This is a genomic window from Corynebacterium sp. HMSC071B10 (genome assembly GCF_001814825.1).
GTDB lineage: Bacteria > Actinomycetota > Actinomycetes > Mycobacteriales > Mycobacteriaceae > Corynebacterium.
Genome location: NZ_KV817977.1, coordinates 56,461 through 77,656, shown reverse-complemented (window position 1 = coordinate 77,656; position 21,196 = coordinate 56,461). Strand labels below are relative to the sequence as shown.

Below are 21,196 nucleotides of genomic sequence, written 5' to 3'. Positions count from 1 at the left end.
GGAGCGCCAATATGCCCGGGCATCCCATCCCTACCCTAGAAGTGACCATCGACGACCGAGTCGCAACGCTTCGTCTCGCCAACCCGCAAAAGCGCAACGCCATCGACATTCTCACCGCCTACGCGATCGGTGACGCTGTTACCGAGGCAGCGCAAAACCCGGAGGTGCGCGCGATCATCATCACCGGCGATGCAAAAGCTTTCAGCGCCGGTGCCGATCTCGCTTTTGAGATCACCGATGACATCCTCGACTCCGTTGCCCACCACGACCCCGACCCGGACGTCTACCCGATGATGCCGGCCGTTGAGCACATGATACTGTCCGTCGTCCGCGCCGAAGTCCCCGTCATTGCGGCGGTCGAGGGCGCAGCCGCTGGTATCGGTGCCTCGCTCGCCTTCGCCTCAGATCTCATCATCGCGTCCGAGTCCGCGTTCTTCTTCCTCCCCTTCGGCCGCATCGGCCTGATTCCCGACGGGGGCGCGATCAATACGCTCGCCGCAGCACTGGGTAGGCAGGCCACGATGGCGCTTGCGCTGTGCCAAGACCGCCTTCCCGCGCCGCGTGCCGCAGAAGTGGGCCTCGTGGCACAGCTCGCGACCGCGGGCGAGGCATATGAGGAAGCGCAACAGGTCGCCACAGCTTTTCGCAGCTCTCCCCGCGGCGCACTCGCGGCGACCAAGGCAGCGGTCAACCGCGCCACACTCGTCGGCCTCGAGAACGCGCTCGCCCAAGAGGCCACGATGCAAACCGAGTTACTCGCAACCCCAGAACACGCGGAGGGGGTGCGCGCCTTTACAGAGAAGCGCGCACCCAACTTCGACTGAATCGAGGAACCATGCAGATCAAGCCAATGAGCGATAACCCTTCACGCGACTTCCGCTACTACTGGCGTGAAGGGATGGCACTACGTCCAGCACCACCGGTGCTCACGGAAGCGCCAGCGTGGGGGCATCTCCGCCACACACTTTTTGACCGGCACCACGCAGTCGCCGATACCTGGGACGACCCAGCTTTTGCCGACGACTACTTCCGCCTGCTGGACGACCATCTCTGGCAGGACGACGAGCTCATGCAGGGGGTTGTGGATACCTTCGCGGGCAACCGTCGTATCGCGCGCGCTAAATTCCGGCAGGCCCTGCACGAAGGCATCGAGACTGTGGAGGACCCAGCGCCGCAGCTTGTTGCCCTCTTCGAGCAACTTGACCGGATCCCCGACTGGTTCGACGCAGAAGCCGCGGAACGCGGACGTGTCGCCTTCTATAACGTGATCCCGGTGGCCGAAGAAATCCTCATCGCCTTTTCTTTCTACGGCACCATCATGGAGGATCGCACCGCCGCATCCACTGCGGAAACGCACATGTTTGATGCGCAGCCCCTCAAGCGCAGCCTTGAGACGACAAAGATGCTTGCGAGCGTCGGGCTCCACGACGTGTTCAACCGCTTCAGCGTAGGTTTCCAGTCAGCGGTGAACGTCCGACTGGTGCACGCGCAAGCCAACCGCGGCCTATCCCGCATGTGGGGCGAGGGGCACTTCAACCGTTTTGGCCCACCCATCCCATCTACCTCCGTCTCCGCCGGGGCGGGCTGGTTTGCGCTCGTCCCGCTCGCCGTGGAAGAGGTGTTTGGGCGGGTGCACACCGCGCAAGAGTGGGATGACCTTGCCATGTATTGGGCCTACATCCTCTACATCATGGGCGTGGAGGAAGAGATCATTCCCAAAACCGGTGACGCTATGCGCCGCCAAACTGACTACCTCTTTGCTGCCGCAGGTGATGGCAACCAGTTCCGCACGCAGATGGCAGACACCCTTTTGGGGGCCCTCGAGCGTGCCGACGAGGATCTGCCCTACCGCGCCATGGGTGCACTGTCGCTCATCGTCGGCCGCGAGGCGATCACTGAGGCGCTCGAGGGAACACGCTGGGACGTACCACGGATTGATGAGTACGCCGCGGAAGCCAAGCTAAATGGCCTGCAGCAGGTCCAAGCAGCAGTTGCGGCGGACACGGAACCGGATGCGCAGGTAAAGCGCGAAGCTCGCGCTCAGGAGGGGATGCCGCCGTGGATGGCACGCCACAAGGCAACCCTGGCGAAGCTCGAGCAGCTGGACATTCCAGTCAAGGCGGATTACTCCAGCCACGATCAGGTGCACGATCAAGGCCCGCGAGTACCGCAAGGATTGTAAGAAACCCGTTGCAGTTTAGCGAGCGTTAAGTTAACGTGATCTACAACATACCCAAGGGTCGCTAGAGACCCACACCACCCTAAGGAGATCCCAAATGACATACAACTTCTACGCAAAGCGCGACACCTACGAAGAGGACCACTACGCTTTCCGCGACATGGTTCGCGCCTACCTGGATCGTCACGTCGTGGACAACATCACCAAGTGGGAAAGTGACAACGACATTCCCCGGGACGCAATCCACGCGGCGGGCGAGCAGGGTCTGATGAGCGTCTCCGTCGATGAGGCCTACGGCGGCGCGGGTATCGACGACTACCGCTTCCGCCAGATCGCCATCGAGGAGTTCGCCCGCGTTGGCGCTACCTCTCTTGCCTCCGCATTGGGCACCCACACCGACATCGTCGTCCCCTACTTCGAGCACCTCGGTACCGACGAGCAGAAGCAGCGCTGGCTGCCAAAGCTGGCAAGTGGAGAGTGGTTGGCCGCGATCGCGATGACCGAGCCCGGCGCGGGTTCTGACCTCCGCGGGATCCGCACCACCGCCGTGCGTGACGGCGATGACTGGGTAATCAACGGCTCCAAGACGTTCATTACGAACGGCATGCACGCCCACCTCATCGTGGTTGCCGCCCGCACCCCTGATGACGCGCACCCCAAGGGCGGCGGCTACACCCTGTTCGTGGTGGAAGACGACCGCGAGGGTTTCTCTCGCGGCCGCCGACTGGAAAAGGTGGGTATGCACGCGCAGGATACGGCAGAGCTGGCCTTTGAGAACGTGCGCATTCCGGACGAGAACCGTCTGAGCGAGGTGCACACCGGTCTCCACGAGCTGATGAGCCACCTACCCCTGGAGCGCCTCTCCATTGCCGTGACTGCGGCCGCGGGTGCGCGCGCCGCGCTGAACTGGACCGTGGACTACATCAACGAGCGCCGCGCGTTTGGACAGGCCATCGCGGATTTCCAGAACACCCAGTTCCAGATCGCCGATATGGTCACCCGCCTGGAGGTCACGCAGTCGTACGTGGATGACTGCGTGGCAAAGCACAACCGCGGAGAGCTCACCCCGGTCGATGCTGCGAAGGCGAAGTGGTGGGCAACCGAAACCCACAAGGACATCGTCGACCGCTGCCTCCAGTTGTTCGGCGGCTACGGCTACATGCTGGAGTACCCGATCGCCCGCGCCTTCTGCGATACGCGCGTCACCACGATCTACGGCGGTACCACCGAGATCATGAAGATGCTGATTGCCCGAGACGTCCTCGGCACCAAGTAACCCCCACCCGAAGGATGCCCCTATGACTATCCCACCCACCACCCAGGCAGACCTCAACGACCTCTACACAGCTCGCGACATCAGTTGGATCAGTGCAATTCGCCGCCACGCCACGATGGTCCCCGACACCGTGGCAATCGAAGACGGCGATACCACTCTTACGTGGCTCGAGTTTTACAACCGCATTTGTTCGCTTGCGAACGCGCTTGCCGCCCGCGGGCTCAGCTTCGGCGACCGAGCGATGGTGGTCAGCGGTAACAGTCACAAGATGCTCGAGTACATCCTCGCGGCCCAGCTGTGCGGCGCACTTGCCGTCCCGGTCAACTTCCGCTGCTCCGTTGGCGAACTAACTTACGCCGCTACCGACGCCCGTCCGAGCTTCGTGCTAAGCGATGCGCAGACGATGGACGTTGTCAACGAGGCCTGCGCGGCCGTCCCGCACGAACTCCGCCATATCACGCTGGCAGACGAGGCCCCCGAAGGCGTGTACTACTACAACGCGCTGATGGACGAAGACTCGCCGGACTTCCTGCACCCGGAGATCCCCTCCCGCACCCCGGCTTTTATCCTCTACACTTCCGGCACCACAGGCCGCCCCAAGGGGGCAGTGCTCACCCACCAGAATCTCCTTTCGAACGGCGTGACCGTACTCGCCGCCTTTGAGGGAGTCCGCGGTCACGACGCACTCCTTGTCTGCACCCCGATGTTCCACATCGCCGCGCTGGGCACCATCTCGATCCTTCTGCTCAACGGTGGACGCGTTGTTATCCATCCCTCCACCTCCTTTGATGCGGATGAGATTCTCACCACCCTTGAGCAGCGCCGCATCACACTCACCTTCATGGTTCCCACGCAGTGGCAGATGGTCGTCGACCAAGCGAAGAAGAAGAGGTACGAACTCGACTCGCTACGCATCCTGGGGTGGGGCGCGGCCCCTGCCACGGTGCGGCTACTCACGGACATGAACGAGCTCTTCCCCCGCGCGAGCGCGGTCGCCTTCTTCGGCCAAACCGAGATGTCGCCGGTGACGTGCACACTCGAAGCTCGCTACGCAAGGGAGAAGGTCGGCTCCATTGGCAGGCCCGTCCCGCAAGTGACCGCACGCGTCGTAGATGAAGACATGAACGACGTGCCGTGTGGTGAGGTTGGCGAGATCGTCTACCGCGGCTCTGGCATGATGCTGGGATACTGGAACGACCCAAAGCGCACCGCGGAAGCGATGGAGGGAGGATGGTTCCACTCCGGCGACCTCGTGTACGTGGACGAAGAAGGGTTCTACTACGTCACCGACCGCAAGAAAGACATGATCATCACCGGCGGGGAAAATGTCTACTCTGCGGAGGTGGAAAACGCGCTGGCCTTTCACCCGGCGATCCATGAACTCGCCGTGGTGGGCAAGCCGCACGAGAAGTGGGGCGAGACACCCGTGGTGTTCGTCGAGGTCAACGAAGGCTTTGAAGCACCAACGGTAGATGAGATCCGCGAATTTGCATGCAAGGAACTCGCGAAATTCAAGATCCCTACTGCGGTCTACCCTATTGACGCTCTGCCCCGAAACACCGCCGGAAAAGTCCTCAAAACCAAGTTACGAGAACTGCTCTAGAGGTTTCAGTCGCCCGCCTCCGCCAACGCTAGCGCGAGGCGGGCATACTTCTGCGCGACCACCTCAGGCGTATCTGGCCCGTCCATGCGGAACCAAACCGCGATACCCTGAATCGCGCTCAGCAGGGCGCGTGAGATGTCGCTGGGAGAAGCGTACGTCGAAAAAATGCCCTGCTCCTGGCCACGCTGCAGGATGGAGCGCAGTAAGAGTTCAAGGCGATCCCGGCGCTCCGCGTAAACCTGCCGGTTCTCGCCCTCGAGCGAGCGAATTTCGCTATCCAAGAAAGCGAGTTCGCGGTAGTTGGCCATGTACAGGCTCAACGCTTCTGTGAGGTTCACGAGTTGTGCTCGAGGGTCGTCTCCGGCCGCATCGACACTTGCCGCTACTTTCTGCTCCACGATATTCATGGAAAAGTCCAGGAGCGCGACAAGAATGTGCTGTTTACTGTCGTAGTGGTAGTAAAGCGCAGGGATGGTGACGCCGACGTCGCGAGCAATCGCACGAACAGTCGCTGCATGGTACCCGCGCTTGGCGAAGTGCTTCAGGGCGACGGCAAGAATCGCGTCGAGCTCCAACGGGGGAAAATCCCGCCAGTCGGAGGAAGGTGTGGGGGTAACGCTCCTAGGCACACCCGAATACTATCGCGAAACATTCGCCCACAAAAACTTGCCCTCCGCGTGACATACCGCGCGTGGGAAAAATCATTGTGCCAAAACCATTGCGCGACGCGCGTCACATTGCTATCGTTATTTAACGATCGCTAAGTAACGCGGCTCACACTACTACCGAGGGAGAGATTTTATGCACATCAACGGAAAGACGGCACTTGTCACCGGCGGCGCTTCTGGGCTTGGCCTTGCAACAACCCGCGCCCTCACCGCGGCCGGAGCACACGTCGTGGCAGTGGACCTACCGAACGCCGACCAGACCCAGCTCGACGAGCTGGGTGACGCGGTCACCTTCGTCGGCGCTGACGTCACAGACGAGCAGGCTGTGCAGCAGGCGGTGGAGACCGCGAACGCGAACAAGACGCTGGCAATCGTGGTCAACTGCGCCGGAATCGGCAACGCCATCAAGACCGCCGGCTCGAAAGGCCCGTTCCCGCTCGACGCCTTCCAGAAGGTCATCAACGTGAACCTCGTCGGCACCTTCAACGTCATTCGCCTGGCTGCACAGGCAATGCTGGACAACGACCCGGACGGGGAGGAGCGTGGTGTCATCGTCAACACCGCCTCTGTGGCTGCGTTTGACGGCCAGATGGGCCAAGCTGCCTACACCGCCTCCAAGGCCGGCGTTGCCGGCATGACCCTGCCCATCGCCCGCGACCTGTCCCGCGCACTCATTCGCGTCTGCACGATCGCGCCCGGCACCTTCGAAACGCCGATGCTTGCGTCGCTGCCGCAGGAGGTACGGGACTCGCTGGGCAAGCAGGTTCCTCACCCCTCCCGTCTGGGCCAGCCCGCAGAGTACGCGCAGCTGGTGCAGGCGATTGTGGAAAACCCGATGCTCAACGGTGAAACCATCCGTCTCGATGGAGCGATTCGAATGGGGCTGAAGTAGTTATGCCGAAGATCCGTACCCGCATCACCGAGCTGCTCGGCATCGAGCACCCCATCATCCAAGGAGGCATGCAGTGGGTTGGTCGTGCCGAGCTCGCCTCCGCCGTATCTAATGCCGGCGGACTGGGCATCCTCACCGCGCTGACGCAGCCCACCCCGGCCGACCTCGCCGCGGAAATTGACCGCTGCCGCGAGATGACGGACAAGCCCTTCGGCGTGAACCTCACCATCCTGCCGTCGATTGCGCCGCCGCCGTACGCGGAATACCGGCAGGTCATCATTGATAAGGGCGTGCCCGTCGTAGAGACGGCAGGCTCCAACCCGGCCGAACACATCCCCTACTTCCACGACGCGGGCATCAAGGTCATCCACAAGTGCACCTCCGTCCGCCATGCCGTCAGCGCGCAGAAAGCTGGCGTCGACGCGCTTTCTGTTGACGGTTTTGAGTGCGCCGGGCACCCCGGCGAGGACGATATCCCGGGGCTCGTGCTGCTGCCCGCCGCGGCAGAGAAACTTGACGTGCCCTTCGTCGCCTCGGGCGGTATCGCCGACGGCCGCGGGCTTGCGGCAGCGATGGCGCTAGGTGCCGAAGGTATCAACATGGGCACGCGCTTCTTGTGCACCGAGGAGGCACCAGTCCACCGCAACGTCAAGGAAGCCATCGTTGCCCGCGATGAGCGTGAAACGGAGCTGATCTTCCGCCCGCTGAAGAACACCTCGCGCGTTGCCCGCAACGACGTGTCCATTGAGGTCGTGGAAAAGCTCAACCAAGGTGCCCAGTTCGAGGACATTCGTGAACTCGTCCGCGGCGTCCGTGGCCGGGAAGTCTACGAGACCGGCGACCTCAACGCCGGCATCTGGACCTGCGGCATGGTGCAAGGCATTATCCACGACATCCCCACCTGCCAGGAACTGCTCACCCGTATCGTCGACGAGGCGGTGGAGACCATCTCCGACCGTCTTGCAGGCTTTGTCACTGCTTAATCCCATTTATCTAACCCCGACTAGAGGAAGTCCCTATGCGCATCGCTGTACTGTTCAAGGAAGTCCCGGATACTTACGGAGACCGCGACCTCGATCTGGAGACTGGTCTCACAGATCGTGGTGGCGACAACGTCCCTGATGAGATTGGGGAGCGCGCGGTTGAGGCCGCTTTGGCACTCGCAGATGCGCATGGGGCTGAAGTCGAAGTACTTTCTGTCGGCCCCGAGGCAAGCCAAGCGAGCATCCGCAAGGGTCTCGCGATGGGGGCCACCGCCGCTCACGTGGTCACTGACGACGGGCTTATCGGTGCCGACCTCACGCTGACCGCAGAAGCGCTCGCCGCCCTGGCTCGTCGCGGGGAATACGACCTGGTCGTGGCGGGAAATGCCTCCAGCGACGGCAACGGTGGTGTAATCCCAACGATGGTGGCTGAGCACCTCGGATGGCCGAACCTGACCAACCTCACCTCCGTAGAAATCGACGGGCAGACGCTCACCGCGCACCGGGCCAGCGACGGGGTCGATCTCACACTGACCGCTGAGCTGCCCGCCGTCGTGTCCATCACCGAGGCGTTCCCGGACCCCCGTTTCCCAAATTTCAAGGGACTGATGGCGGCGAAGAAGAAGCCGCTCGATGTGTTAAGTCTCGCAGACCTCGACATCGATGCCGAAGACTTCCGCCCCGCCCGCGCCATCATGGTCGATGCCACGAAGCGCCCGCCGCGCGAGGCCGGCACCGTGATCCAAGACGATGGCACAGGGGCCGAGCAGCTTGCCGAATTCCTTGCCCAGAACAAGTTGATCTAGACCGGAGCTCACCATGACCCAGGCACCTGTACTCGTCGTCCTCGACGAAGCCACCCACCAGGCCATCCCTACGTCCGCAGCTGAACTCATCGGCGCTGCAAGCACAATCGGCACCCCGGTCGTGCTCGCCACCACTGCGATGGGTGAAGAAGCAGCGGTTGCCAAGGCGCTCGGCGAAGCCGGAGCACAGCGCGTCCTGTTGGCAGACATCCCAACGGACGCGCTCACGGTCCCGCTCACCGAGGCCACCGAGGCCGCCATCGCACACACCCAGCCGGCCGCGATTGTGTTTGCCAATTCTGTTGCGGGGCGCGATGTCGCCGCCCGAGTTGCGGTCCGCCTTCGCAAGGCACTGCTTATCGACGCCACGTCGATCCGCCAGGACGAAGAAGGCATAATCGCCGACCACTCCGTCTTCGGTGGCAGCTACCTCTCTGTCGCGGCGGCGACGTATGGAGCGCCGGTCATCACGCTGCGCGAAGGCAGTGTGGATGCGCGTGCGGAGGCGGTGCAGGCGAGCGTCGAGAAACTTGAGCTTGCCGCTGACAAACCAAACTCTCGCGCGGCCACGATTACCAACACCGCCCAGGCCGAGCAAACCTCCACCCGTCCTGCCCTGCGCACCGCCGAGAAAGTTGTCTCCGGCGGGCGCGCGCTGGGATCCCCGGAGAAGTTTGAAGAAGTCGTCGGTGGGCTCGCCGATGCACTCGGCGCAGCGGTTGGAGCCAGCCGCGTGGCAGTGGATACCGGCTACGTGCCCCCGGAGCACCAGGTGGGACAAACCGGTGTGGTGGTCTCGCCGCAGCTGTACGTGGCGCTCGGCATCTCGGGCGCGATCCAACACCTCGCTGGTATGCAGACTGCCGACACCATCGTGGCGATCAACAGCGACCCCGAGGCCCCGATCTTCGAGATTGCAGACTTCGGCGTGGTCGGCGACATCTTCGAGGTGGTACCGCAGCTGATTGCCGCCCTCAACGACCGGAAAGGCTAAACCATGAGCGTTGCACTTCGACGGGGCATGCCGCGGGTCAAAGGCGGCGAGCCCTGGCCACCCGCAGACGCAGTCGGGCCAGACGACACCGCCGCTCCTCCGCCGCCAGCAGCAGCTCCGGTGGCTCCGGTGGCTGCCGAGCCGAGTGCGCCCGTGAGCAGTCAGGCCGAGCACTCACCCGTTCTCGAGGTGGTAACGCTTCGGCGCGGCCTCCCCCGAGTTCGCGGGGGTGAACCGTGGCCGCCGCAGACCACCGTGAACGTGGAATCTGCACCGGAACCGGCAACTACAGCACCAGTAAGCACTGCTCCAGTACCTGCCGCGTCGGCTCCCGCAGCACCGAAGGCTGAGCCCGACACCGAGCTAGAGCAGGTCACGCTTCGTCGCGGGATGCCGCGCGTCGCCGGTGGCCCGCCATGGCCAACTACCGCGACCGTCGAAGTACCCGCGCAACAAGTCGCCGAAGCTCTTAAGGCCGCTGAAGCTGCCCCGGTCGCCGATACCCCAGCGGAGACGCCAGTGACCGAGCCACAGGATGCTCCCACACAGGAGCCCGCACCTGCAGCACCCCAGCCGAAGCCGAAGCCGCAGGCAAAACCAAAGGCGGAACCAAAACCAGAGCCGAAGCCACAGGGTGCGACCACAACCGAGCCGAAGGTCTACGGCCGCTACACCGCAGCCGGCTGGTCATTGCGGATTCTGGGCGGGGTACTGGTGCTCTTCATCCTCGCCAGCATGGCTGTGATGAGCGCACGCTACCTTGTAGAAACGACCGCCTGGGGCCAAGATTTCGTGGCGAAGTACCCGGGGGCGCAGCCGCTCCCCGATGGCGCGCCCGTGGGGATGCCGCGCTGGCTGAACTGGGCTCACTTCTTCAACATGTTCTTCATGGTACTGATCATTCGCACCGGTCTGCAGGTCCGACACGAGCGTAAGCCTGAGGCGTACTGGGCACCGCCATGGGCACCGAAGAAGAAGATTAGCGTCACGCTGTGGCTCCACCAGTGCCTCGACGTGCTGTGGGCGCTCAACGGCCTGGTCTTCTACGTACTGCTCTTTGCAACGGGGCACTGGCAGCGAATCGTTCCCACAAGCTGGGAGACATTCCCCAACGCGCTTTCCTCAGCGTTGCAGTACCTCACGCTGAACTGGCCGCTCGAGAACGGGTGGGTGCACTATAATTCCCTGCAGGAGCTCGCATACTTCACCACAGTATTCATAGCGGCACCGTTGGCTATCGCCTCGGGGTTCCGGATGAGCAGTTTCTGGTCCGACAAGTGGAAGGGTGCGGGCCAGGCGTTCTCAGCCAACTTGGCCCGAAAGCTGCACTTCCCGGTGATGCTCTACTTCGCCGTGTTCATTGTTATCCACGTCGCACTCGTCCTGTTCACGGGTGCGCGCCGTAACTTCGCCGGCATGTTTGCCGGGCAAGGATCTGTGGATCCGAGCGAGTACGCACAGAGCTGGACTGGCGTACTGATCTTCCTCGGATCGCTCGTACTCATAGCGCTGGCCTGGGCAGCCGCCCGCCCTGTGTTCGTAGCACAGGCGGCCAGCCTAACCGGCAAGGTAAGCAACCGCTAGCCCACCCGGCTACCCCGCCTCCCCGCCCAGGTCATCGCGGCCCACACGGCGGGGACGCCCGGCACGACGATAAAGAGGTAGTACGGCCACTTGCCAAAGAGCTCGAGGATGGACCAGCCGCGCGGGTAGCCCGCGAGGAAGCCATAGTTGCCGCCAGTGACGCGGTTGGCGGTGACGGCAAGCCCGGCCCAGGCAATGGTGATCGCTGTGGTGATGCGCCAATCGCGCCAGCTCGGGCGGTACCCCAGGCCAAAGGTGAGCACGGTGGGGACGACGAGGGCGGCGCAGTGGAAGAACCAGTAGGCCAGCTCTTGCAAGCCGGGGCGGTTCTGCACGTACGCCATGTCGGGGAAGAGCAGCGCCATCGGGTTAAGCAGGAAGCCCCAGTAGAAGGACAGTGCCGAGACCGTCGGATTGTCCGTCAAGAGCGCGACCGGGGTGATCACGCGCAAAAAGTCGGTGATGTGGAAGGGTGCTGTCTCGTCCCAGACGATGTTGGCGGGAGCGAGTACCCAGAGGTAGTAGACGGCCACGGTAATCCCAAGTACGGCCCCAGCGACCTTGCGCGCTGCCTTCACGGTGCTGCGCGGCAGGTTGCGGGCGGCCACGACCAGGATGCCGCAGCAGAGAATAAGGACGACGAGTACTGCGAGGTGCCGGGAGTCGTACTGCGTCATCGTCCGGTAGGTGTGTCCGTTGCGCGAGGTCCAGTCCGCTGGTTGGTACGGCATAGACATCGAGGATATCGTTAATCCACTGTTTAAGAATTACACGCATGTAACTTCTAAGCTTTTTGGCCCCATCCTTACCTTTTTTACCCCCACTTTAGGGCAATTGCGGAGTCAGCAAGTGGGAGGCACCGGCCACATGGGCAGACGTCGGTGCCGTGAGCTGCACATACGTTTATATTACCAGGTATTTCCGTGCATTTTACTTCGACAACAGTAAACGGAATGCGTTTATTTATGCGATCCTCAGCTAGACTAAAAATATGTTCAACAATCAGAAGTTCGCAGCAGCAGCCACCGCCGTCGCCCTGGGCGTGTGCGCTGTAATTGCGCCGCAAGCGCAGGGCGCTACTGTTGGTGCGAACACTGATGGTGTGTGCACGCTTTCCCTCAATGACCAGGAGAAGCAGGAGTACCGCCGCATCGCGTACGCATCCACACACTTCAATATGGATGACACCTGGCGCGAGGCTTTCGAGACCGCTTTCCCCGCCGCTCAGGAAATCTCCTCCGAGTTTAAGGATTACTACCGGGGTGCTGAGCGCGAAGCGTTCAACAATAACCTGATGGAAAATCTTAACCTCTGGTCCAAGCGGGTCGCCTCCGAGACCGGCGTTTCTCAGGATGCTTCCTTCTGGTACTTCTCCTACGTGTGGAACGACCTCGCTACCTCGAGCGACGCGGATCTTTCCCTCGCTACCTACTGGGACTCCGTCGACCAGGCGCTGCAGGCCGGCGAGATCGTCGCCAACGAAGACCCCGCCGAGTCCGTCTTCGCCCCGGTTCCGCCGCTGGCAGAGCTGGAGAAGGACCGCAAGGAGCAGTTCCCTGAGCTCGCTTCGCACGACGCCGCTGCTTGGGCCGACGCCTTTGAGAACTCGCAGGCGCTCCAGGATTACCGCCTCGGTGCCTCGTTCGAGACTGCCTTTGAGCAGGCCAGCCTCGACTGCGCCAAGGGTGGCGACACCTTCGCCCTCTTCCCCACCGCAGGCGAGAACCCAGACGCGAAGCGCGCAGCAGAGCGGACCGCGGAGCGCACCGACCAGGGTGCCATCGTCGTCGCCCCGGCAGAGAAGGAAACCTACAACAAGGGAGGCACCACGACCCCCGCTCCGACCGAGGAGCGCGACGTCACGGTGAACGAGGACGGCTCGACCACCACCCGCATCGTGCGCACCGGCACCAACACCAGCGTGGATGTCACGGTGACCACCCGCGCGAACTCCGCGGACGTTGACACCAACGACAAGGAGAACAAGCAGGCAGCCGGCAAGTCCCAGTCGAAGACTGTGGAGATGGACAACGGCCTGATCGCCGCGATCGTCCTCGCAGTCCTGGCAGCTCTCGGCGGCGTCGCCGCCAGCCTCCTTGGCTAATCGTGTAGCCCTCGCCACCGCCGTCATGCTGACGTGCGGTGGCTTTGCTGTTCCCGCAGCGCACGCCGAACAGCCCGAACAGCCCGAACAACCTGAACAGCTCTGCACCGTCGAGCTGGATTCCGAGGAGTTCCTCAAGGCCACCGATACGGCGCACCGCTACCTCGAGCGCGAGGAGCGGCTGTCCCAGGACCGCTACGCCTCCTTCCGCGCCGCGTTCCCCGAGCTCGCCTCCGTCGAGACCGACGTGCGGCGGCGCATCCGCGACGAAGAACTGGGCATCTACCTGGCCAATGAGCACTTCGCGGACCCCTCCACCATCGAGTACCGCTACGCGGTCGAGCGCTTCGCCGAGCTCGGCCTGCCCGAGGACGTGGCCGCCTGGTATCTCTCCCGTCACGCGCCGACGCGCACCAACGTGACCCCGCCGATGGATGAGATTGAGAAGTACCACGCGCTCGTCGCCACCAAGGGACGCATCCCGGTCGGCGCAGAGGACCAAGCATGGTTCATCCACACCGGTCTAGCCACCGACACCGCCGGCATCGCCGCCGGATTGCAGGAGCGCTTCCCGCAACTTACCGCGCCACTCGCGCAGCGCTGGGCCGAGAAGCTTGCCACCACGCCGACCTACGACAACTTCCGCGCCGTCGACGCCTACGCCGAGCGTTTCGAGGCGGCCCGCCACGAGTGCACTACGCAAAACCCCGCCGGGGCCAAACCCCAGGTACCAGACCTGCGCCCCGCGGCCAGTCCTGCCTGGCCGCTCGTCACTGGGATCGTCATGCTGCTGGGGCTCCTCTGCTACGGCGCATTCGCGTATGTCACGTTCTATGCCTAAGTTATTGGTGTGACCTCTGCGCTGAAATCTCCCCAACACTTCCCCGTCGTACCCCTTGCGGCGATGGGATTTGCCGCCTTCGTCTACGTCACCTTTGAGATGTTCGCCGTCGGGCTGATCTCGCCAATGGCGGCGGACCTCGGCGTGTCAGAGGGGCAGATCGGCCTACTGATGAGCGTGTACGCGGGGCTCGTGGCCGTGGTGACCATCCCGTTGATGGCCGCGACCCGCCATATCAACCGGCGGCCACTGTTCATGGCCACCCTCGGCTTCCTGCTCGCGGGCATCGTGCTGCAGGCGATAGCGCAGAACTACTGGGTCCTGGTCGCCGGGCGCGTCGCCGCCGCGTTTACGCACGGGCTGTTCTGGTCGCTGGTCAACCCGATGGCCGCGCGCCTCGCCCCGCGCGGAATGACAGGCAAAGCCGTCGCTGCGGTCTCGCTCGGCTCCACGCTCTCGCTGGTGGTCGGCTCGCCCTTGACCACTTCGCTCGGCGGGATGATCGGGTGGCGCGGCGCAACCTGGGTGCTCGGTGCCGCGACACTCATCGCGTTTGCGCTCCTGCTCAAGACGCTGCCAAGCATGCCTGCGATCCCGCCGGAGCCGCAGGACGGGGTGAAGAAGACGCGCTCGGCGATCCCCTCGCTCGTGGTCTTCCTCGCCTTCTCCGTCACGGCCGTTTTTGCCACCTTCACCTACCTCGCACTGTTGGTGGAGGCGACCGCCGGCCACGCGCTTGTGCCGGTCGGGCTGGGTGCCTACGGTGCGTTCGGGCTGGTGGGTGTGTTGATGGCGGGCAAGCGTGTCGACGTCCGCATGATCCGGCTCAACGGGTTCGCCGGCATCATGCTCATCATCGCCGCGCTTGTCGGACTGATCGCCCTGCGCACGGGTTCGGGCGTGACCATGTTCGTCATGATCGCCATCTTTGGTACTGCGGCGGGCGCGCTGCCCACCGTGGCGACCACTATTTTCTTGTTCGCGGGCAAGCGCAACCAGGACCTGGCCAGCTCCATTTACGTGGTGACTTTCCAGGTCGGCATTGCTTCCGGTTCCGCACTCGGCGCCGCGGCAGTGGATGCGGGCTATCTCGGCGGCACGCTCGTGCTCACGTTGCTGCTCGCGGCCGGCGGGTTTGTTGTGCTTACGCTACTATCGCGGCCTCGGCTGCGGTGACCTTGCCGTCTGCGACGCGGACGACCTCGTCGGAAGAGGAGATCAGCTCGGTCTCGTGGGTGACAAAGCCGCAGGCGATGCCGCGGTCCTCCACGAGCGTGCGCAGCAGCGCGACGATCTCGTGGGAGCGCTCCGAATCGAGCGCGGCGGTCGGCTCGTCCGCCAGGATCAGCGAGGGCTCGCCCATCAGCGCGCGGGCAATGCCGACGCGCTGACGCTGGCCACCGGACAGCTGCTGCATCTTCCGATCGCCCAGCCCCTCGAGCCCCACGGTGGCGAGCAACTCGTCGGCGCGGTCCCGGCGCGGCTTGACCCCGCGGATGTGGTCGGTGACCAGGAGCTGGTCGCGCACATTCAGCGCGCCGATGAGGTTGGCCTGCTGGAAGATCATGCCGATTTTTTCGAGCCGGACGCGGGTGCTCACCGGCTCATCGTCGATAAGCACGCTGCCCGAATCGGGCGTGAGCAGTCCGGCGGCTGCCGAGAGCAGGGTGGACTTGCCCGAGCCGGACTCGCCGACGATAAAGGTGAGGTGGCCGGGGGTGGCTTCGAAAGAGACGTTGTCGAGTGCGGTGAGACGCTCCTCGCCGTCCTGGAATGTGACGGTGACGTTTTCCATGTGCAACATTTACGCGATACCTCCGAGTGCGAGTTGGGGTTCAACCTTGGTAATAGAGCGGGTGGCAAACAGGGCGCCGGCCAGCCCGAGGACCCAGATGAGCAGCGGCGGGCCGACGGTGGTCAGCGTCGTCAGGGTGAACGGTACTGCGCCGCCGAGCAGGCGGCCCAGGCCCACCGCGACGCCTGTGCCGACGAGCACGCCGACGCCCAGCACGATCGCGGACTGGCCGAGCGCGTCCTTGCGCAGGTAGCCGTTGGAGGCGCCGATGGCCTTGAGGATGGCCAGGTCGCGGGTGCGCTGCATCGTCCACACAGTGAGGAAGGCGACGATGACGAGCGCGGCGATGATGTAGAGGAAGCCTTGGATCATCAGCAGCGAGCCCTGCTCGGAACCGTAAGCGGGCAGCGCGTTAAAGGAGTCCTCGAGTGGCATGCCGCGGCCGTCGCTGGCGAGCAGGACGGTGCCCTGAGCATCGGTGTGCATGGCGGCCTGCCAGTCGGCGGTCGGTGCCCACAGAACCGGGGAGTGCGAGTACTCCAGGTCCTCGGCGGTGCCGCCCACCGTCATCGGTGCGCCGCCGACGGTCAGTTCCTCGCCGACCTCGAGGCCGAGGGAGGCGGAGGCGATAACTTCGTCGCCGAGCACGTCGCCGCTGGGCAGGGTCGTGCCCTCCGGAAGGCCCAGGATGGCCACGGATTCCTCGGTGCCGTCCTCGCGGCTCAGCAGCGTCTGGCCGGTGCCCAGCGGCACGTCGCCGGCCTGCACATCGGCGCTATCGATACGGGAGGTGGTGTACGAGGGGTCGTCCATATCCGCAAACACCACGGATTCCGGCTCGAGCGCCTCGAGTGCTGACGTGTTTTGCTTACCAAGGCCAGCCGTGAGGCCCGTGAGCATGACGACGAGGAGCGTGATCAGCCCCACGACGCCAATGATCAGGCCGAAGCGGCCCTTGGCGCTTCCAATCTCTCTCAATCCAACGAACATGGCTCAATTATGGCCCTGGCCTGGGCTTATATACATCGGGCGCGTGGTGGAACTTCCACTCAACCATTCGGTTGATTCCTGCCCGACCGGGCTGGGTGGAACGCAAACGCCGTTAGGCTTGGACGCGTGCAATACACCAACCGAATCCTCGCCGTGCTGCGCGTGAGCCTGCACATCCTCGTCGCGGTCCTGCTGCTGGTAGGACTCATCGCCGACTTCGACCCGCTCGCGTTAGTCTTCGGCGCGTGCTACCTCGCCGGCACCGCGCCCTATAACCGCGGGGTGGAATTCAGCACGCGCGCAACCTGGGCGTGGCTGGCCGTCATCGTCGCGCTGTGGGGCTGGCTGGCCTACCGCTCCGAAGCCTACGTGTGGCTGGAGTTCCCCCTGGTCATGCTCGGCGTGTTCCTGCTGCCCACAGCCGCCGGCCTGGCGCTGTCCGCAGTACTGCTCGCCGCCACCCTGGCCATTACGGTGCCCGATTCGGGCATCAGCGGGGCGATCGGCCCGGCCATCGGCACGGTGCTGGCGGTGATCATCGTCCACTCCTACACCATGCTGCGCGGGGAGGCCGAGCACTACAAGCAGCTCGCGCTCGAGCTGGAGGTGGCGGAGCGCTCCCGGGGTGCTGCGGAGGAGCGCGCCCGCCTCTCGCGCGAGGTGCACGACACGATGGCGCAGGGCTTAAGCTCCATCGTGTTGCTCGGCCGGGCGCTGGACAAGCAGCTTGACGACGCCACCGCGGACGCTGCGCGCGAGACCCTCACCACCATCCGCGAGGTCGCGGCGGAAAACCTGGCGGAGGCGCGCCGCTTTGTCGCCGTCAACGCCGAGGGCGGCTCCCACCAGCCACCGCGACGCACCCTGCCCGAGCAGGTCCGCGAGCTGGCGAAGGCGGCCGAGGACCGGCAGCGCGCGCTCGGCGAGCCACTCGAGGTGCAGGTCAGCGTGGTCGACGTGGTGGGCCCGGCCGCGGAGGTGGCCGAGCGCGTGGTGCGCGAGGGCTTGAGCAACGTGGTGCGCCACGCGCAGGCCACCAAGGCGGTGGTCACGGTGGATAAGCTGGGGGAGACAATCACCGTCGACGTCTTTGATAACGGCCGCGGCATGTCCGGCAAGGAGGGCTTCGGGCTGCGCGGCCTGCGCGCCCGCGTCGAGGAGGCCGGCGGCGAGCTTTCGGTCGAGGGCAATGTGCTCGCGGCCACCATTCCCGCCCAACTCAAGGAGGCACAATGATTCGGGTCATGCTTATCGACGACCACCCGGTCGTCCGCGCCGGACTCCGCGCAGTCCTCGACTCCTTTGGGGACATCGAGGTCGTCGCCGAAGGCGCGGACGGTACGGCGGAGATCCCCGCGGGCGTCGACGTGATTGTCACTGATATCCAGATGCCCAACGTGGACGGCATCGAGGTCACCCGGCGCGCCGTCGCCGCGGGCGGGCCGCCAGTGCTCATCCTGACCACCTACGACACGCAGGCCGACGTAGTGGCCGCGGTGGAGGCGGGCGCGCTGGGCTACCTACTCAAGGACGCGCCCGAGGACGAGCTGCACGACGCGGTGGTCAAGGCGTCTAACCGGGAGCGCGTGCTCTCCGCCCAGGTGGCGGGCGTGCTCGCCGAGCGCGTGATGCGGCCGGAGGAGGCGCTCTCGGCGCGCGAGATTGAGATCCTCAAGGCTTTGCAGACCGGGGCGTCGAATAAGCAGCTGGCGGCCAGCCTCTTCATCTCGGAGGCGACCGTGAAGACGCACCTGATCCACATCTACTCCAAGCTGGGCGTGGATAACCGGACCGCGGCGGTGGACAAGGCCCGGGAGCGCCGCATTATTTAAACTCGCGCTGCTTTGTCAGACCGAGCACGGCCGCCGCGGCAAGCACCGCGCAGCCGAGCGTGCCCAGCGCCATGGAAAGCATGTGGTTCGCCCCCAAGGCGACGAGCGGGGGCATCGCCGCGGCGATAATGAACTGGCAGAAACCCAACGCGCCCGAGCCCGCGCCGGTGCCGATGTCACGGACTTCCTCCACCGCGAGCGCGGAGGCGTTGGCCATGATGAACCCGCCCATCAGCGACAAGACGGCGAAGAAGGGCAGCGCCCACAGGGTCGGGTTGGTCAGTGCGAAGGTGATGAGGATGAGGGCGACGCAGGCGTCGATAAGCAGGGCCCCGATGAGCAACGAGCGCGGGTGTTTGGCGCGCAGGGCGCGCATATTCAGCGTATTGGAGACCGGGATGAGCAGGGCCATGCCGCCGAAAATCAGGCCGTAGGCTGTGCTGCCGAGGCCTAGCTGCGACTGCAAGACCAGCGGCGATGCCGCGATGTAGGCGAACAGCGCGCCGAAGCCCAGGCTGCCGGCGAGCATGTAGCCGACGAACGCGGGGCGGCGCAGGCACAGCCACATGCGGGGGAACATCGAGCGCAGCACGCCCGCCGAGCGCTTCTCCTCGGGCAGGGTTTCCGGCATGCGGAAAGCGAGGATCGCCTGGATGACGTTTAAGGCCACAAGCAGCCAGAACACGCCGCGCCAGCCGACGACGGGCAACATGGTGCCGCCGATGATCGGGGCAATCGCCGGGACAAAACCGGTCAGCGCCATCAGCCCAGAAAACGCGCGCGCCGCTTGCTTGCCGTGAGAGACGTCCGGTACCACCGCGCGCGAGACAGCCTCCAGGCAGCCCGCGGCCAGACCCTGGATGAAGCGGGCGACGATGAGCGGCCAGATACCCGGCGCGAGCGCACAGGCAACCGACGCCGCGAGGAAGACCGCGGAGGCCGCCACGATTGGTGACTTTCGTCCCGTGCTATCAGAGATCGCGCCGAAGACCAGGTTGCCCAGCGCCATGCCCAGCATGAACCCGGAAATGGTCAGCTGCGCGATAGCCGGAGTGGTGCCCAGCTCCTCTGTGATCGTGGGCATGGCCGGCAGATACATGTCGATGCCGAACGGGGCGACCGAGGAGAAGAACGCGAGGGCCACCAACAGCCCGGGTGAAAGTTTTTGCACGGCAGGTACCATACCCGTATGAGCACCGAGATGAGCAACGTAGTGGGCGCATGGAGCGGCATCGCGCTGCCTTCGCGCGCGGATGCTTCGGAGGGCATTGTTGAGGTCGCGGGCACGACCGTGCGCTTCGGCGAGCTGGAGCTGGACTACGAGGGTCCTGCGGCCTCTGGGTCGTTTACCCCGGAGTCTTTCACGCTGCGCTCGGTGACCACGCGGGTGAGCGGCGAAGCCTATGTGTTGGCTGGCTCGCTGTTTGGGCAGCGCTCGCCGTTGTCGCTTCCGGAGGGGTTGTGCGCGGCCGTGCTGGTTGTGGAACCCGGCGCGGAGATCGCCTTTGCCTGCGACGAGGAGCTCGCGTACGCGATGGTGGCCTGCACCGAGGGCTTGCGCTTTGACAACGTCGCCGTGCCCGCCGGGTCCTTTGGGCGCACGCGGGCAGGACACGCGACCCACGCGTTAAAGAACACGGCGACGCAGCAGGCGGTAGCTGTGGTCTTGGGCTCACGCCCGGCGTCTGCTCGATGAACCGCGGGCTCACCTTCGACACCCTGCCGCCGCCGGGGCCCGCGTGGGGCGGCAGCCTCATGGGTACCTCCCTGATGGCAACGCTGATGCTCACCAGCGGGCTGCATCTTGTGGCCTGGCCCTTTGCCATCCTGGGCGCGGTGATCTTCGTGGTGTTGTTGGTTGGCTTCGCCGTCTACCGCACTCCGCGCTTTCACCAGGACCTCATGGCGCCGTGGGCGATGTGGTTTATCGGCATCATGGCGCTCGGCACCGCGTGGACCAAGCTCACGGGCGCGCACTGGTGCATTCTTTTAGGCTTTTGGGTCGGCGCGCCACTGTGCCTGGTGGCGTACGCGAACCAGCTGCGGCGCTTTAGCGGCACGCCGAACTTTGCGTGGGGGCTGCCGCTGGTGGGGCCCATTATGGCGTCGAATACCGCGGGCTCGATCGCCGAGCTGACCGGGCAGCGCGCCTATTGGGCGCTGGGGATTGGTTTTATGATCCTGGCTGTTGTCGCCGCCTACCCACTGTTCATCCGCGTCTACATCGCGGCGTTTCGCAGCGAGGCCGACATCGCGGGCCCTGCCGCAGCGACAACCTGGATCCCGCTGGGGGTGGTGGGCCAGTCCACCTCCGCGATCGCGCTGCTGTTTGGCACCCGCGTGGAGATCCTGGTGGGCAGCGCCCTGCTTATCCTGGCCATCCCCATGGCGCTGTTTGCTATGTGGCACTTCTACCCCGCCGTGCTCAAGTGGGTGGACTACTCGCCAGCCTGGTGGGCCTCGACGTTTCCCACCGGGGCGATCGGGGTGGGTGGCTACTCGCTGGCGCAGGCGTGGGACTTGGACTGGCTCAGCGCGGTTGCCACGGTGCTGCCCGCGCTGCTGATTGTGCACTGGTGCCTGTGCGCCGCGCGTTTTCTTTCCTGGTGGGTTGCGCTCCGGCGCTAAGCCTGTGAGGCCGCGCTGCGG

21 protein-coding genes are annotated in these 21,196 nt (G+C 64.5%); 16 read left to right on the top strand and 5 right to left on the bottom strand.

Translation table 11 applies throughout. From position 1 onward, the window contains the following. The first annotated feature begins 11 nt into the window (after positions 1 to 11). From HMPREF2990_RS02010 to HMPREF2990_RS01995, 4 genes are all read left to right on the top strand, one after another. The gene (locus HMPREF2990_RS02010) at positions 12 to 824 is read left to right on the top strand and encodes an enoyl-CoA hydratase/isomerase family protein (protein ID WP_070762471.1); all 813 of its coding nucleotides are present in this window, start codon (positions 12 to 14) and stop codon (positions 822 to 824) included. An 11-nt stretch (positions 825 to 835) separates the two neighbouring features. Next, positions 836 to 2,182 (top strand): oxygenase MpaB family protein, encoded by a 1,347-nt coding sequence (locus HMPREF2990_RS02005; protein WP_083316947.1) that lies wholly within the window; start codon positions 836 to 838, stop codon positions 2,180 to 2,182. A 94-nt stretch (positions 2,183 to 2,276) separates the two neighbouring features. Continuing rightward, a complete protein-coding gene (locus tag HMPREF2990_RS02000) occupies positions 2,277 to 3,455 on the top strand; it encodes an acyl-CoA dehydrogenase family protein (protein WP_070762470.1) in 1,179 nt (392 codons plus the stop codon). Positions 3,456 to 3,477: 22 nt separating this feature from the next. Continuing rightward, entirely contained in the window at positions 3,478 to 5,058 is a 1,581-nt protein-coding gene (locus tag HMPREF2990_RS01995) for a long-chain-fatty-acid--CoA ligase (RefSeq protein WP_070762469.1), read from the top strand. Positions 5,059 to 5,063: 5 nt separating this feature from the next. On the opposite strand, the gene HMPREF2990_RS01990 is transcribed toward HMPREF2990_RS01995, so the two are convergent. Further along, complete coding sequence (locus HMPREF2990_RS01990) at positions 5,064 to 5,633, bottom strand: TetR/AcrR family transcriptional regulator (protein ID WP_246817400.1); 570 nt, start codon at positions 5,631 to 5,633, stop codon at positions 5,064 to 5,066. 226 nt (positions 5,634 to 5,859) lie between these two features. On the opposite strand from HMPREF2990_RS01990, the gene HMPREF2990_RS01985 reads away from it, so the two are divergent. The 5 genes from HMPREF2990_RS01985 to HMPREF2990_RS13170 are packed head-to-tail and all read left to right on the top strand — an operon-like array spanning position 5,860 to position 10,985. Then, entirely contained in the window at positions 5,860 to 6,618 is a 759-nt protein-coding gene (locus HMPREF2990_RS01985; RefSeq protein WP_070762467.1) for a 3-hydroxyacyl-CoA dehydrogenase, read from the top strand. 2 nt (positions 6,619 to 6,620) lie between these two features. Further along, on the top strand, positions 6,621 to 7,601 hold the full coding sequence (locus HMPREF2990_RS01980; RefSeq protein ID WP_070762466.1) for an NAD(P)H-dependent flavin oxidoreductase: 981 nt from the start codon (positions 6,621 to 6,623) through the stop codon (positions 7,599 to 7,601). 35 nt (positions 7,602 to 7,636) lie between these two features. Continuing rightward, positions 7,637 to 8,407 carry an electron transfer flavoprotein subunit beta/FixA family protein gene (locus HMPREF2990_RS01975; protein WP_070762465.1) on the top strand — a complete coding sequence of 257 codons (771 nt, stop codon included), beginning with the start codon at positions 7,637 to 7,639 and terminating at the stop codon, positions 8,405 to 8,407. Between the two features lie 13 nt (positions 8,408 to 8,420). Continuing rightward, positions 8,421 to 9,401 (top strand): electron transfer flavoprotein subunit alpha/FixB family protein, encoded by a 981-nt coding sequence (locus HMPREF2990_RS01970; RefSeq protein ID WP_070762464.1) that lies wholly within the window; start codon positions 8,421 to 8,423, stop codon positions 9,399 to 9,401. 3 nt (positions 9,402 to 9,404) lie between these two features. Next, positions 9,405 to 10,985 carry a cytochrome b/b6 domain-containing protein gene (locus HMPREF2990_RS13170; RefSeq protein WP_070762463.1) on the top strand — a complete coding sequence of 527 codons (1,581 nt, stop codon included), beginning with the start codon at positions 9,405 to 9,407 and terminating at the stop codon, positions 10,983 to 10,985. Here HMPREF2990_RS13170 and HMPREF2990_RS01960 read toward each other — a convergent pair. Beyond that, positions 10,982 to 11,716, bottom strand: coding sequence for a YwaF family protein (locus HMPREF2990_RS01960; RefSeq protein WP_070762462.1), 735 nt, complete (start codon positions 11,714 to 11,716; stop codon positions 10,982 to 10,984). The genes HMPREF2990_RS13170 and HMPREF2990_RS01960 overlap by 4 nt on opposite strands. A 260-nt stretch (positions 11,717 to 11,976) precedes the next feature. Here HMPREF2990_RS01960 and HMPREF2990_RS01955 point away from each other — a divergent pair, with 260 nt between their 5' ends. From HMPREF2990_RS01955 to HMPREF2990_RS01945, 3 genes are all read left to right on the top strand, one after another. Next, positions 11,977 to 13,089, top strand: a complete 1,113-nt coding sequence (locus tag HMPREF2990_RS01955) for a hypothetical protein (protein ID WP_070762461.1) — start codon at positions 11,977 to 11,979, stop codon at positions 13,087 to 13,089. Then, positions 13,082 to 13,930 carry a hypothetical protein gene (locus HMPREF2990_RS01950; protein ID WP_141757760.1) on the top strand — a complete coding sequence of 283 codons (849 nt, stop codon included), beginning with the start codon at positions 13,082 to 13,084 and terminating at the stop codon, positions 13,928 to 13,930. Before HMPREF2990_RS01955 ends, HMPREF2990_RS01950 begins: the two co-directional genes overlap by 8 nt. A gap of 63 nt (positions 13,931 to 13,993) precedes the next feature. Then, complete coding sequence (locus HMPREF2990_RS01945) at positions 13,994 to 15,106, top strand: MFS transporter (RefSeq protein WP_070762459.1); 1,113 nt, start codon at positions 13,994 to 13,996, stop codon at positions 15,104 to 15,106. On the opposite strand, the gene HMPREF2990_RS01940 is transcribed toward HMPREF2990_RS01945, so the two are convergent. Both HMPREF2990_RS01940 and HMPREF2990_RS01935 read right to left on the bottom strand, forming a co-directional pair. After that, positions 15,075 to 15,734, bottom strand: coding sequence for an ABC transporter ATP-binding protein (locus HMPREF2990_RS01940; protein ID WP_070762458.1), 660 nt, complete (start codon positions 15,732 to 15,734; stop codon positions 15,075 to 15,077). The two genes, HMPREF2990_RS01945 and HMPREF2990_RS01940, sit on opposite strands and share 32 nt — an antisense overlap. Then, on the bottom strand, positions 15,735 to 16,715 hold the full coding sequence (locus HMPREF2990_RS01935; RefSeq protein WP_070762457.1) for an ABC transporter permease: 981 nt from the start codon (positions 16,713 to 16,715) through the stop codon (positions 15,735 to 15,737). A gap of 126 nt (positions 16,716 to 16,841) precedes the next feature. Here HMPREF2990_RS01935 and HMPREF2990_RS01930 point away from each other — a divergent pair, with 126 nt between their 5' ends. Continuing rightward, positions 16,842 to 17,951 carry a sensor histidine kinase gene (locus tag HMPREF2990_RS01930; protein WP_070762456.1) on the top strand — a complete coding sequence of 370 codons (1,110 nt, stop codon included), beginning with the start codon at positions 16,842 to 16,844 and terminating at the stop codon, positions 17,949 to 17,951. Continuing rightward, positions 17,948 to 18,547, top strand: a complete 600-nt coding sequence (locus HMPREF2990_RS01925) for a response regulator (protein ID WP_070762455.1) — start codon at positions 17,948 to 17,950, stop codon at positions 18,545 to 18,547. Before HMPREF2990_RS01930 ends, HMPREF2990_RS01925 begins: the two co-directional genes overlap by 4 nt. On the opposite strand, the gene HMPREF2990_RS01920 is transcribed toward HMPREF2990_RS01925, so the two are convergent. Beyond that, positions 18,540 to 19,718, bottom strand: coding sequence for a multidrug effflux MFS transporter (locus HMPREF2990_RS01920; RefSeq protein WP_246817399.1), 1,179 nt, complete (start codon positions 19,716 to 19,718; stop codon positions 18,540 to 18,542). The two genes, HMPREF2990_RS01925 and HMPREF2990_RS01920, sit on opposite strands and share 8 nt — an antisense overlap. Positions 19,719 to 19,736: 18 nt before the next feature. On the opposite strand from HMPREF2990_RS01920, the gene HMPREF2990_RS01915 reads away from it, so the two are divergent. Together HMPREF2990_RS01915 and HMPREF2990_RS01910 are read left to right on the top strand one after the other, a co-directional pair. Next, on the top strand, positions 19,737 to 20,243 hold the full coding sequence (locus tag HMPREF2990_RS01915; RefSeq protein WP_070762453.1) for a pirin family protein: 507 nt from the start codon (positions 19,737 to 19,739) through the stop codon (positions 20,241 to 20,243). Continuing rightward, complete coding sequence (locus HMPREF2990_RS01910; protein WP_083316946.1) at positions 20,240 to 21,175, top strand: SLAC1 family transporter; 936 nt, start codon at positions 20,240 to 20,242, stop codon at positions 21,173 to 21,175. Before HMPREF2990_RS01915 ends, HMPREF2990_RS01910 begins: the two co-directional genes overlap by 4 nt. The last annotated feature ends 21 nt before the right edge of the window (positions 21,176 to 21,196 follow it).